This is a genomic window from Streptomyces sp. NPDC043867 (assembly GCF_056435845.1).
Genome location: NZ_JBWKDS010000040.1, coordinates 61,828 through 74,148, shown reverse-complemented (window position 1 = coordinate 74,148; position 12,321 = coordinate 61,828). Strand labels below are relative to the sequence as shown.

The window sequence follows — 12,321 nt, the reverse complement described above, 5'->3', positions numbered from 1 at the left end:
CCGGTAAGAAGTGCTCCTTAGAAAGGAGGTGATCCAGCCGCACCTTCCGGTACGGCTACCTTGTTACGACTTCGTCCCAATCGCCAGTCCCACCTTCGACAGCTCCCTCCCACAAGGGGTTGGGCCACCGGCTTCGGGTGTTACCGACTTTCGTGACGTGACGGGCGGTGTGTACAAGGCCCGGGAACGTATTCACCGCAGCAATGCTGATCTGCGATTACTAGCAACTCCGACTTCATGGGGTCGAGTTGCAGACCCCAATCCGAACTGAGACAGGCTTTTTGAGATTCGCTCCGCCTCGCGGCTTCGCAGCTCATTGTACCTGCCATTGTAGCACGTGTGCAGCCCAAGACATAAGGGGCATGATGACTTGACGTCGTCCCCACCTTCCTCCGAGTTGACCCCGGCAGTCTCCTGTGAGTCCCCATCACCCCGAAGGGCATGCTGGCAACACAGAACAAGGGTTGCGCTCGTTGCGGGACTTAACCCAACATCTCACGACACGAGCTGACGACAGCCATGCACCACCTGTACACCGACCACAAGGGGGGCACCATCTCTGATGCTTTCCGGTGTATGTCAAGCCTTGGTAAGGTTCTTCGCGTTGCGTCGAATTAAGCCACATGCTCCGCTGCTTGTGCGGGCCCCCGTCAATTCCTTTGAGTTTTAGCCTTGCGGCCGTACTCCCCAGGCGGGGAACTTAATGCGTTAGCTGCGGCACCGACGACGTGGAATGTCGCCAACACCTAGTTCCCACCGTTTACGGCGTGGACTACCAGGGTATCTAATCCTGTTCGCTCCCCACGCTTTCGCTCCTCAGCGTCAGTAATGGCCCAGAGATCCGCCTTCGCCACCGGTGTTCCTCCTGATATCTGCGCATTTCACCGCTACACCAGGAATTCCGATCTCCCCTACCACACTCTAGTCTGCCCGTATCGAATGCAGACCCGGGGTTAAGCCCCGGGCTTTCACATCCGACGCGACAGACCGCCTACGAGCTCTTTACGCCCAATAATTCCGGACAACGCTTGCGCCCTACGTATTACCGCGGCTGCTGGCACGTAGTTAGCCGGCGCTTCTTCTGCAGGTACCGTCACTTTCGCTTCTTCCCTGCTGAAAGAGGTTTACAACCCGAAGGCCGTCATCCCTCACGCGGCGTCGCTGCATCAGGCTTTCGCCCATTGTGCAATATTCCCCACTGCTGCCTCCCGTAGGAGTCTGGGCCGTGTCTCAGTCCCAGTGTGGCCGGTCGCCCTCTCAGGCCGGCTACCCGTCGTCGCCTTGGTGAGCCACTACCTCACCAACAAGCTGATAGGCCGCGGGCTCATCCTTCACCGCCGGAGCTTTTAACCCCCACAGATGCCTGTGGGAGTGTTATCCGGTATTAGACCCCGTTTCCAGGGCTTGTCCCAGAGTGAAGGGCAGATTGCCCACGTGTTACTCACCCGTTCGCCACTAATCCCCACCGAAGTGGTTCATCGTTCGACTTGCATGTGTTAAGCACGCCGCCAGCGTTCGTCCTGAGCCAGGATCAAACTCTCCGTGAATGTTTTCCCGTAATCGGGAGAGCATCACGAGAGCGGAACCTCCCGAGGAATAATCGGAAGGTTCACAGCGTCCTCGCTGATGTTTTCTTCAAAGGAACCTCGTCCCAGCTGATGCTGGAGACGGGGTATCAACATATCTGGCGTTGATTTTTGGCACGCTGTTGAGTTCTCAAGGAACGGACGCTTCCTTTGTACTCACCCTCTCGGGCTTTCCTCCGGGCGCTTCCCTTCGGTCTTGCGTTTCCGACTCTATCAGACCGTTTCCGGTTCCGATTTCCTCGGTGCTTTCCAGGTTTCCGCTTTCGCGTTTCCCTTTCCGGCGGTTCCGACTTTATCAGAAGTTCTGGGCCGGACTTACCGGCGTCATTTCTGAATCATCGGGAGTGGCTTCCCGGAAATCGATTGTCTCCGGAAGCAGATAGAAACTAACCGCTGCCACCGGACGTGTCCAGTTCTAGGCAACTGTTCAAATCTACCTCCCCACAGGTCCCGTGTCAACAGGTCCCTTGGGGCGAAGAGGAGACTAGCAGCTCAGCGACGGCGAACGCACATCAGGCGGCTGTCGGGACAGTGGCGCTGCGTTCGGCGGCCTCGACGTCACCGGTCTCGCCGGAGCGTGCCGCGCGGCCGCCCAGGACATAGACGTACGCGAGGAACGCCAGCTCAGCGACGACGCCGATGCTTATTCGGGCCCAGGTCGGCAGGCCGGAGGGGGTGACGAAGCCTTCGATGGCGCCGGAGACGAACAGCACCAGGGCGAGGCCGATGGCCATGCCCAGGGCCGCCCGGCCCTCCTCGGCCAGGGCGGCACGGCGGGACCGCGGGCCCGGGTCGATCAGGGTCCAGCCGAGGCGCAGACCCGTGCCGGCGGCGACGAAGACAGCGGTCAGCTCCAGCAGGCCGTGCGGAAGGATCAGGCCGAGGAACGTGTCGAAGCGCCCGGCCGACGACATCAGGCCGATGCCGACCCCCAGGTTGAGCATGTTCTGGAAGAGGATCCACAGGACGGGGAGTCCCAGGAAGACACCGAGGACCAGGCACATCGCGGCGGCCTGGGCGTTGTTCGTCCAGACCTGGGCGGCGAAGGATGCCGCCGGATGGCTGGAGTAGTAGGTCTCGTACTCTCCACCGGGACGGGTGAGCTCGCGCAGCTCGCCGGGAGCCGCGATCGAGGACTGGACCTCGGGGTGCGCACCGATCCACCACCCCAGGAGGGCCGCGACCACCGTGGAGAGCAGCGCCGTGGGGACCCACCAGTGCCGGGAGCGGTGGACGGCGGCGGGAAAGCCGTGGGTCAGGAAGCGAGTGACGTCGCGCCAGGAGGCGCGGCGGGTGCCGGTCACCGCACTGCGCGCGCGTGCCACCAACTGGCTCAGGCGTCCGGTCAGCTGAGGGTCCGGTGCGCTGGACTGGATCAGGGAGAGGTGGGTGGCGGTGCGTTGGTAGAGGGTGACGAGCTCGTCGGCCTCGGCGCCGTTCAGCCGGCGCTGACGGCCGAGCAGGGCTTCGAGGCGGTCCCACTCGGCGCGGTGGGTGGACACGAAGACGTCGAGGTCCATCGGTTCTGCTGCTCCTCGTCCTCTCGTACTGCGTGTCAGCTTGTCGTACCGCGGCGCGATGCGCCCTCAGCTTGGCAGACTGGCGGTTCTCGGGGCAGGTCAGGGAAGGACGGCGCGTGTGAGTGAGCTGGTGACGGGCGAGGCGGTGGCGCTGGAGTTGCGCCCCGCGAAACTCCCGAGCCGAGGCCTGGCGGTGTTGCTCGACCTGGTCGTGGCCATGGTCGTCTACGTCCTGGTGACCGTCGTCCTGGTGATCTCCACCGCGAGCCTGGACGAGGCGGCGCAGATGGCGGTCTCGATCGGCTCCTTCCTTCTGGTGCTGGTGGGCGGGCCCATCGCGGTGGAGACCCTCAGCCACGGGCGCTCGCTCGGGAAGCTGGCGTGCGGGCTGCGGGTGGTGCGCGACGACGGGGGGCCGATCCGGTTCCGGCACGCGCTGGTGCGGGGTGCGGTCGGTGTCGTCGAGATCCTGATGACGTTCGGGGTCGTCGCGTGCATCGCCTCGCTCGTCTCGGCGCGGGGGCGGCGGCTCGGTGACGTGTTCGCCGGGACGCTGGTCGTGCGGGAGCGGGTGCCTGCCGGGCGGGCGGCCTTCGTGCCCCCGCCGCCGCCCTGGCTGGTGGGCCGGTTCTCCGAGCTGGACCTCTCCGCCGTCCCCGACGGGTTGTGGCTCGCCGTCCGTCAGTACCTGACGCGGATGCGGCAGCTGGACCCGCAGGTCGGCTGGACGATGGCGCAGCGGCTCGCCGGGGATCTCGCGTCGTGCACGGGTACCGCGGCGCCGCAGGGGGTTCCCCCGGCCGCCTATCTGGCGGCGGTGGTGCACGAGCGGCAGGCGCGGGAGGTCCGCCGGGTGTTCGGCGGGGGCGGCGCCATGGGCGGGAGGCCGGGTGGTGTGAGCATCGGTGCGGCCGTGCCGGGGGCCTATCCGGCAGCGGGGCCCTATCCGGCAGCGGCCGGTCCGGTGATGACGGGCGGGCCGGGCCCGGCCTTCCCCACTGTGGAACAGCCGCACCGGCCCGTGTGGCCCGCCGACCGGCCGGGACAGCCCGTACCGTCCATCGAACAGCCGGGGCAGCCCGTACCGCCCGCCGACCGGCCGGGGCAGCCCTGGGCAGGCGCCCAGCAGCCGAACGAGCGCCAGGGCCCCTTCGAGCGCCAGGGCAGGGAATCCGACCGGGCCGGCACCGGATCCGAGCGGCCCGCCACCGGCTTCGCTCCGCCCGCCTGACCGTCGCGGCACGGCGGAGTTCCGGCTCTCGCCGAGGACCGGGGCCCGTCCCTCACTCCGTTCCTCGCCGCGCCGCGTCAGTCGAACGACGACGGCGGTGTCTCCAGGTGTTCCAGCTCGATGCCGGGCGCGGCCAGGACCACGTCGCCGGCGAGGTGAACGGCGCTCTGCTCGCCGGTGTCCAGGGCTGTGACCTGGTAGTTGTCCACCGTCAGCGGGCCGTTGTCAGTGGCGTGTGCTTCTCTCGAGATCAAGGCCCAGGACTGGTCGAGGGTGCGGGGGGCCAGGACCGGGTCGGTGAAGGCGACGAGGCGTACGCGCGTCGCGGAGGCACCGGGGGTGAGGCGCAGCAGACGAGCGGTGGCGACGAGGAACGCCGGGGACGTCCCGGTGAAGGCGTGGGCGGGGACATTGCCTTCGGTTGCCTCGGTGCCGGCGGGGTCGGTGCGGACCCAGGTGACGCCGTCGAGCGCGGCGCCGCGGACCTGCCAGCTCGCGGCGTGCAGTTCGAGCCGGATGGGGCGGCCGAGGTCGTCGAGGGTGAGGTCGACGGAGCCGGCGTGGTCGCCGGAGGGGGTGGTGAGCTGGGAGACGTAGCGCCAGCCGGAGGGGCCGGGCGCGCAGTGGAAGTGTTCTTCGGCGAGGGGGGTGTGGTCGTGCGGGTCGTGGAGCGAATAGCGGCCGCGGGGCATGGGGGTCCTGGATCCTCCGGGATCGGTCCGGCAACGGACAGGCCCCCGGCACCGGGGTGCGGGGGCCTGCCTGGGACCTGCTGCTGGTCGGCGCGTCAGTGCACGGGCGCGCTCACCAGGTACTGAGGTGTGGGCTCAGTAGCGGTAGTGGTCCGACTTGAACGGGCCGTCGACCTCGACACCGATGTACGCGGCCTGCTCGGGGCGGAGCTTGGTGAGCTTCACGCCGAGCGCGTCGAGGTGGAGACGGGCGACCTTCTCGTCGAGGTGCTTGGGGAGCACGTAGACGTCGGTCGGGTACTCGTCGGGCTTGGTGAACAGCTCGATCTGGGCCAGCGTCTGGTCCGCGAAGGAGTTGGACATGACGAACGACGGGTGACCGGTCGCGTTGCCCAGGTTCAGCAGGCGGCCCTCGGACAGGACGATGAGCACCTTGCCGTCGGGGAAGGTCCAGGTGTGGACCTGCGGCTTGACCTCGTCCTTGACGATGCCGGGGATGCGGGCGAGGCCGGCCATGTCGATCTCGTTGTCGAAGTGGCCGATGTTGCCCACGATCGCCTGGTGCTTCATCTTGGCCATGTCGGCGGCCATGATGATGTCCTTGTTGCCCGTGGTGGTGACGAAGATGTCGGCCTGCTCGACGACGTCGTCGAGGGTGGTGACCTGGTAGCCGTCCATCGCCGCCTGCAGGGCGCAGATCGGGTCGATCTCGGTGATGATCACGCGGGCGCCCTGGCCGCGCAGGGACTCCGCGCAGCCCTTGCCCACGTCGCCGTAGCCGCAGACGACCGCGGTCTTGCCGCCGATGAGGACGTCGGTGGCGCGGTTGATGCCGTCGATCAGGGAGTGGCGGCAGCCGTACTTGTTGTCGAACTTCGACTTGGTCACGGCGTCGTTCACGTTGATCGCCGGGAACAGCAGGGTGCCATCGCGGTGCATCTCGTAGAGGCGGTGGACGCCGGTCGTGGTCTCCTCGGTCACGCCGCGGATCTCCGAGGCGAGCTGGGTCCACTTCTGCGAGCCGTCGGTGATGGTGCGGTGCAGCAGCTCGAGGACGGCGTGGTGCTCCTCGGACTCGGCGGTGTCGAGCGAGGGGACCTTGCCGGCCTTCTCGTACTCGACGCCCTTGTGGACGAGGAGGGTGGCGTCACCGCCGTCGTCCAGGATCATGTTCGGGCCGCCGCTGGGGGTGTTCGGCCAGGTCAGGGCCTGCTCCGTGCACCACCAGTACTCCTCCAGGGTCTCGCCCTTCCAGGCGAAGACCGGGACGCCCTGCGGGTTCTCGGGCGTGCCGTTCGGGCCGACCGCGATGGCGGCGGCGGCGTGGTCCTGGGTGGAGAAGATGTTGCAGGAGGCCCAGCGGACCTCGGCGCCCAGGGCGACCAGGGTCTCGATGAGGACGGCGGTCTGCACCGTCATGTGCAGGGAGCCGGTGACACGGGCGCCCGCCAGGGGCTGCGTCTCGGCGTACTCCTTGCGGATCGACATCAGGCCGGGCATCTCGTGCTCGGCGAGGGTGATCTCCTTGCGGCCGAATGCGGCCAGGGAGAGATCGGCGACCTTGAAGTCCTGTCGGTTGTCGACAGTGGTCATAAGGAGCTGCTCCTCGGAGGTTGGGTCGAGGTGGGTACGGCTGGTCTGCGCGGCGTCGGGCACACGCCTGCCCACGGGGGGTCACGGGCATGCCGCGGTGCGCGCAGCGCAGTCCGTCGGAGGCCCTCTCTCCCTCGGCCGGCCCTCGTGGGGCCGCCCGACCGCCATCAGCAGCGACGTCTGGCTCGGTCACCAAGCTACACCGGTGGGCCCGGCGGCCCCAGTCCGCCTCCGTCCGCGGCCGGGCCGCACCCGGCGAAAGCGACGGCGGGCAGGGCCCGACCCGGCCGTCGTGCCGGCCGCCCGGCCACGGCGAACCAGGAGCGGAGGGCGCCGGTCCCAGCGGGAAGCGGAACGGACGGCGCCCGCCTCGAATGCATTCGGGGCGGGCGCCGTCCGTCGCGGTGTCAGTGCTCGGTGACCTGGGCCGGTCCGCCGGGCGTCGCCTCGCGGTCCGGGCCCTTGACGGCCTCGGCCTCGCTGTAGATGTCCGGCTCCAGGTAGATGACGCGGGCGATCGGGACCGCCTCGCGGATGCGGGCCTCGGCGGCGTTGATGGCGGAGGCCACCTCTCCGGCCGTCTCGTCGTGCTTCACCGCGATCTTCGCGGCGACCAGGAGTTCCTCGGGGCCGAGGTGGAGCGTGCGCATGTGGATGATGCCGGTGACGGTGCTGCTGTCGACGAGGGCCGTCTCGATCTTCTTGACCGTGTCCAGACCCGCCGCCTCACCGAGCAGCAGGGACTTGGTCTCGGCCGCGAGCACGAGCGCGATCAGGATGAGCAGGATGCCGATGCAGAGGGTGCCGACGCCGTCCCAGACGCCGTTGCCGGTGGCCAGGGCCAGGCCGACGCCGCCGAGCGCCAGGACCAGGCCGACCAGCGCGCCGAAGTCCTCCAGCAGGACGACCGGCAGCTCGGGCGCCTTGGCGTGGCGGATGAACTGCTTCCACGAGTCGTTTCCGCGGTGCGGGTTGGACTCCTTGATGGCGGTGCGGAAGGAGAAGCCCTCGGCGATGATCGCGAAGATCAGGACGCCCACGGGCCAGTACCAGTTCTCCAGCTCGTGCGGGTGCTTGATCTTCTCGTAGCCCTCGTAGAGCGCGAACATGCCGCCGACCGAGAAGAGGACGATGGAGACGAGGAAGGCGTAGATGTAGCGTTCGCGCCCGTAGCCGAAGGGGTGCTGGGGGGTCGCCTCGCGCTGGGCCTTCTTGCCGCCGACCAGGAGCAGGGCCTGGTTGCCGGAGTCGGCGAGCGAGTGCACGGACTCGGCGAGCATCGAGGACGACCCGCTGAAGAGGAACGCCACGAACTTCGATGCCGCGATCGCGAGGTTGGCGCCGAGTGCCGCCACGATCGCTTTGGTGCCGCCTGACGCGCTCATGTGTCCGGGGTGTCCCTTCGCCCTCTGCCAGTCACCGGGCCTTTGCCCGCCCTTTGCGATGGGCCATTGTTGCAGCCCGCTCCGACTAGTGCCCGTCAGGCCGTCGCCCGAACGCGATCAGGCGACGACGGTCGCCCGGAAGACCGTGCCCGGCCCGGACACCTCGGCCGCTTCGCCCGCCGGTACGAACACGGACTCGCCCGGTGACAGCGTGAACCCGCCGGCCCGCACGGAACCGGCCGTGCACAGCAGGATCTGCGGGGTCGCGCGGGTGAGGTCGTGCGGGGCGGTGCTCTCGGGCAGCACGTAACGCGAGAGGCGGAACTCGTCGATGGGGGTTGCATAGACCTCCTCGCCGTCCGGGGAGGCCTCCGGGCGCAGTACACCGGGCTCGCTCGCCTCGAAGCGGACGATGCGCAGGAGTTCCGGGACGTCGACGTGCTTGGGGGTGAGGCCGCAGCGCAGCACGTTGTCCGAGTTGGCCATGATCTCGACGCCGAGTCCGTCGAGGTAGGCGTGCGGGACGCCGGCGCCGAGGAACAGGGCCTCGCCGGGCTGCAGCCGGACGTGGTTCAGGAGCATCGCGGCGATGACGCCGGGGTCGCCCGGGTAGTGGTGGGCGATGCCGGCGTACGGGGCGTGGTCGCCGCCGAGGCGGGCGCAGGCGGCCGCGGCCTCGGTGACGGTGTGGGCCATCTCCTCGGGGTCGGCGGTGAGCAGAGCCGTCAGCACCTCGCGCAGGGCGGCCTCCTCGGGGTGGGCATGCAGGAGGTCGACGTACGGCTTGAGGGAGTCCACTTCCAGGGCGGCGAGCAGCCGGGCGGCCGCGTCGGGGGCGCGGAAGCCGCACAGCCCGTCGAACTCCGTGAGCGCGCAGATCAGTTCGGGCTTGTGGTTGGCGTCCTTGTAGTTGCGGTGGCCCGCGTCGATCGGGATGCCGCGGGTCTCCTCGTCCTGGTAACCGGCCTTCGCCTGGGCGAGGTCGGGGTGCACCTGGAGGGACAGGGGGGCGCCGGCGGCGAGGATCTTCAGCAGGAACGGCAGACGGGGACCGAACTTGGCGACGGCCGCCGGGCCCAGTTCCTGTTCGGGGGCCGCCTCGACGACCTTGTCGAGGGGGCCGCGCGGGGTGCGGGAGGGGGCGCCCGGGTGGGCCCCCATCCACATCTCCGCCTGCGGTTCCCCGGTCGGCTCCGCGCCGAGCAGCCGCGGGATGGCGGTGGTCGAACCCCAGGCGTAGGGGCGGACGGTGTTGTCGAGGCGGTCCATCGCGTGTCTTCTCCGTACGTACGCTGCTCAGCGGGCGCCGGCCGTCAGGCGCGGGTCTTCATGTGCGGGCGGGTCGGGGGCGGACGGCCGGACCCGTGCCGTCGGGGCACGCCCGGTCACCCGGGCACCGCGGCGTGGTCAAGATCAGGCCCTCGAAGCGAGCGCGAGGTAAACGGCGGCGAAATCCGTGATGGCGATCAGTTCGGCGAGGGTCTCCAGCTCGCTTCCCTCCTCCGGTTCGAGCTCGCTGATCGCGGTGTCGTGGCCGAGGGCCAGTTCGCGGGCGGCCGGGGCCGCGCTGAGGCCGCCGGTGGGCCGGTCGCGGAGCAGCACCACGCGCGCGTGCAGGGCCTGTTGCTCCTCGACCCGGTCTCGGAAGAAGTCCTCGGGGTCGGCACCTGCGGCGAGCGCCCCGGCGAGCAGGACGCTGTGGGAGGCGAGAGCCTCGGGCAGTTCGGCGGTGAGCGCGGGGCGGCCCGCGAGTTCGGCGAGCGCGGCCGTGAACCGGCGGCCCGCGGGGCCCGCGGAGATGCCTTCCGTCCAGATCACCGGGAGCGCGTCGGACAGCTCACTGGCGAGCGTCTTGGCGGGGTTGCTGTACGTCGCGGTGGCCGGGCCGCAGCGCTCGGCCACGCGGTCGAGCCGGTCGGCGACCTTGTGCAGCGCCTCGGGCGGGGCGGAGAGCAGGCCGGTGCGGTCCAGGAGGGCGAGAAGCGGAGTGAGCAGCGCCCACAGGACGCCGGGGGCGGAGGCGGTCAGCGGTTCGTTCGGTTCGTACGGGGCGGTTGCCATCGGTACGAACAGGCCGTGTGTGCCGTCCACCGACTCGGTCAGTGCCGATCTGGGCGGGGCGACGGCGGCGACGGTGCAGCCCCGGCGGTAGGCCTGTTCGGCCAGGAGCGACAGGCCGGGCTCCGAGCCGTCGGGCGTGGCGATCAGGAGCAGGTCGACGGAGCCTGCCCAGCCGGGGAGCTCCCAGCGCAGTGCGCCCGCGGCGGGGGCGACGCCGACGGGTGTGAGCCGGGTGACGGGGCAGCTCGCGCCGGCGAGGGTGCCGAGCAGCTCGGCGACGCCGGTGGCGGCCATGCCGGGGCCCGCGATCAGGACACCCCGTGGCCGGCCCTCCGGTTTCAGGTCCGGAATCCCCGCCTCGGTGGCGTGCCGGACGGCGGTGCGGACGCGGGCACCGGCGTCGGCCGCGCCGCGGAGCAGTTCGCGCCGGTCGACGCGGGCCAGCGTTTCGGGGTCGTCGAGCAGCGATTCGTCGAACATGGGACGGCAGCTCCGATCACCGGTGTGTCACCGGTCCGTCGTTCAGGCGGGGCGGCGGGCCTCGTCGACGAGGAGTACGGGGATGCCGTCCCGGACGGGGTAGGCAAGGCCGCAGTCCTGGCCGGTGCAGACCAGCTCGCTCTCCTGCTCCGTGAGCGGGGCGTGGCAGGCCGGGCAGGCGAGGATCTCCAGGAGGCCGGCTTCGAGCGGCATGGGGTGTCCTTCCGAACAGGTGGATGCGGCCTGGTCAGGGTACCGCCGCGGGCGACGGGGCGGGGGCGTGGACCCAAACCCCGTCGCGTGGCCGGAACGGCATCCGGCTGCCGGATGTCCGGCGGGTCAGCCCCTGATGATCTCGAGGACCTCGTCCCGCACCTTCGCCATCATCGGCTCGTCGCGTGCCTCCGCGTTGAGGCGCAGGAGCGGCTCCGTGTTGGACGGGCGGACGTTGAACCACCAGTCGTCGGCGGTGACCGTGAGGCCGTCGAGTTCGTCGAGGGTGATGCCCTCGCGGCCCTCGTACGCGGTCCTGATCGCGGTGAGCCGGGCCGTCTGGTCGTCGACGGTGGAGTTGATCTCGCCGGACCCGGCGTAGCGGTCGTACTGGGCGACGAGGCCGGAGAGCGGGCCGTCCTGGCCGCCGAGCGCGGCGAGGACGTGCAGCGCGGCCAGCATGCCGGTGTCCGCGTTCCAGAAGTCGCGGAAGTAGTAGTGCGCGGAGTGCTCGCCGCCGAAGATCGCGCCGGTCTTCGCCATCTGCTCCTTGATGAAGGAGTGGCCGACGCGGGTGCGGACCGGCTTGCCGCCGTTCTCCCGGACGACCTCGGGCACCGACCAGGAGGTGATGAGGTTGTGGATGACCGTGCCGCCGGGGTGCTTGGCCAGTTCGCGGGCGGCGACCAGGGCGGTGATCGCGGACGGCGGGACGGGGTCGCCGTGCTCGTCGACCACGAAGCAGCGGTCGGCGTCGCCGTCGAAGGCGAGCCCGAGGTCGGCGCCCTCCTCGCGGACACGCTTCTGGAGGTCGACGATGTTCTTCGCGTCGAGCGGGTTGGCCTCGTGGTTCGGGAACGTGCCGTCCAGCTCGAAGTACATCGGGACGAGGTCCAGCGGGAGGCCGGCGAACACGGTGGGGACGGTGTGTCCGCCCATGCCGTTGCCCGCGTCGACGACGACCTTCAGCGGGCGGACGGAGGTCAGGTCGACGAGGCCGCGGAGGTACGCCGCGTAGTCCTCCAGGGTGTCGCGCCGGGTGATCGTCCCCGGAGCGGCGTCCGAGGTGGGGGCGCCGGAGTCGGTCCAGGACTCGACGAGTGCCCGGATCTCGCCGAGGCCCGTGTCCTGGCCGACGGGGGCCGCGCCCGCCCGGCACATCTTGATGCCGTTGTATTGGGTGGGATTGTGCGAGGCCGTGAACATGGCGCCGGGCAGGTCGAAGGCGCCCGACGCGTAGTACAGCTGGTCGGTCGAGCACAGGCCGATCTCGGTGACGTCGACGCCGAGCGCCGCGGCACCGCGCGCGAAGGCGCGCGAGAGACCGGGCGACGAGGGCCTCATGTCGTGACCGATCACGATCGCGTCCGCGTTGGTCACCCGAGCGAAGGCCGCCCCGAACAGCTCGGCCAGCGGCTCGTCCCACTGGTCGGGGACGACTCCGCGGATGTCGTACGCCTTCACGATCTGCGACAGATCAGCAGCCACGGGCAACCCTCCTGGAATTCGAGCAGTGGCCCTCAAACTACCCGCCCGAACCGATCATTCGCTGTGAAGGGG

9 protein-coding genes and 1 rRNA gene are annotated in these 12,321 nt (G+C 69.5%); 1 reads left to right on the top strand and 9 read right to left on the bottom strand.

The genetic code is table 11. The annotated features are described in order from the left end of the window. Positions 1-21 precede the first annotated feature (21 nt). Positions 22-1,547: ribosomal RNA gene (locus AC069T_RS30735) — 16S ribosomal RNA — on the bottom strand. Positions 1,548-2,098: 551 nt separating this feature from the next. Next, complete coding sequence (locus AC069T_RS30730; protein WP_478785852.1) at positions 2,099-3,106, bottom strand: stage II sporulation protein M; 1,008 nt, start codon at positions 3,104-3,106, stop codon at positions 2,099-2,101. Between the two features lie 118 nt (positions 3,107-3,224). Between AC069T_RS30730 and AC069T_RS30725 the strand changes: the two genes are divergently transcribed. Beyond that, positions 3,225-4,337, top strand: a complete 1,113-nt coding sequence (locus tag AC069T_RS30725) for an RDD family protein (protein ID WP_478785851.1) — start codon at positions 3,225-3,227, stop codon at positions 4,335-4,337. A gap of 77 nt (positions 4,338-4,414) precedes the next feature. Here AC069T_RS30725 and AC069T_RS30720 read toward each other — a convergent pair whose 3' ends face one another. The 7 genes from AC069T_RS30720 to AC069T_RS30690 all read right to left on the bottom strand — a co-directional run bounded on the left by AC069T_RS30720 (position 4,415) and on the right by AC069T_RS30690 (position 12,249). Beyond that, positions 4,415-5,029, bottom strand: coding sequence for a hypothetical protein (locus AC069T_RS30720; RefSeq protein ID WP_478785850.1), 615 nt, complete (start codon positions 5,027-5,029; stop codon positions 4,415-4,417). A 135-nt stretch (positions 5,030-5,164) separates the two neighbouring features. Further along, complete coding sequence (ahcY, locus tag AC069T_RS30715; protein ID WP_478785849.1) at positions 5,165-6,622, bottom strand: adenosylhomocysteinase; 1,458 nt, start codon at positions 6,620-6,622, stop codon at positions 5,165-5,167. Between the two features lie 407 nt (positions 6,623-7,029). After that, positions 7,030-8,007 (bottom strand): cation diffusion facilitator family transporter, encoded by a 978-nt coding sequence (locus AC069T_RS30710; RefSeq protein ID WP_478785848.1) that lies wholly within the window; start codon positions 8,005-8,007, stop codon positions 7,030-7,032. 117 nt (positions 8,008-8,124) lie between these two features. Further along, positions 8,125-9,276 carry a mannose-6-phosphate isomerase, class I gene (manA, locus tag AC069T_RS30705; RefSeq protein WP_478785847.1) on the bottom strand — a complete coding sequence of 384 codons (1,152 nt, stop codon included), beginning with the start codon at positions 9,274-9,276 and terminating at the stop codon, positions 8,125-8,127. Positions 9,277-9,420: 144 nt separating this feature from the next. Continuing rightward, positions 9,421-10,548 carry an SIS domain-containing protein gene (locus AC069T_RS30700; RefSeq protein ID WP_358854394.1) on the bottom strand — a complete coding sequence of 376 codons (1,128 nt, stop codon included), beginning with the start codon at positions 10,546-10,548 and terminating at the stop codon, positions 9,421-9,423. 42 nt (positions 10,549-10,590) lie between these two features. Beyond that, the gene (locus AC069T_RS30695; protein ID WP_121402559.1) at positions 10,591-10,761 is read right to left on the bottom strand and encodes a Trm112 family protein; all 171 of its coding nucleotides are present in this window, start codon (positions 10,759-10,761) and stop codon (positions 10,591-10,593) included. Between the two features lie 126 nt (positions 10,762-10,887). Continuing rightward, complete coding sequence (locus tag AC069T_RS30690; protein ID WP_478785846.1) at positions 10,888-12,249, bottom strand: phosphomannomutase/phosphoglucomutase; 1,362 nt, start codon at positions 12,247-12,249, stop codon at positions 10,888-10,890. Positions 12,250-12,321: the final 72 nt, after the last annotated feature.

What these genes read in the sequence shown, in the direction of transcription:
- AC069T_RS30730 (WP_478785852.1), bottom strand. Translation starts at nt 3,106, where the DNA reads ATGGACCTCGACGTCTTCGTGTCCACCCACCGCGCCGAGTGGGACCGC.
- AC069T_RS30720 (WP_478785850.1), bottom strand. Translation starts at nt 5,029, where the DNA reads ATGCCCCGCGGCCGCTATTCGCTCCACGACCCGCACGACCACACCCCC.
- ahcY (WP_478785849.1), bottom strand. Translation starts at nt 6,622, where the DNA reads ATGACCACTGTCGACAACCGACAGGACTTCAAGGTCGCCGATCTCTCC.
- AC069T_RS30710 (WP_478785848.1), bottom strand. Translation starts at nt 8,007, where the DNA reads ATGAGCGCGTCAGGCGGCACCAAAGCGATCGTGGCGGCACTCGGCGCC.
- manA (WP_478785847.1), bottom strand. Translation starts at nt 9,276, where the DNA reads ATGGACCGCCTCGACAACACCGTCCGCCCCTACGCCTGGGGTTCGACC.
- AC069T_RS30700 (WP_358854394.1), bottom strand. Translation starts at nt 10,548, where the DNA reads ATGTTCGACGAATCGCTGCTCGACGACCCCGAAACGCTGGCCCGCGTC.
- AC069T_RS30695 (WP_121402559.1), bottom strand. Translation starts at nt 10,761, where the DNA reads ATGCCGCTCGAAGCCGGCCTCCTGGAGATCCTCGCCTGCCCGGCCTGC.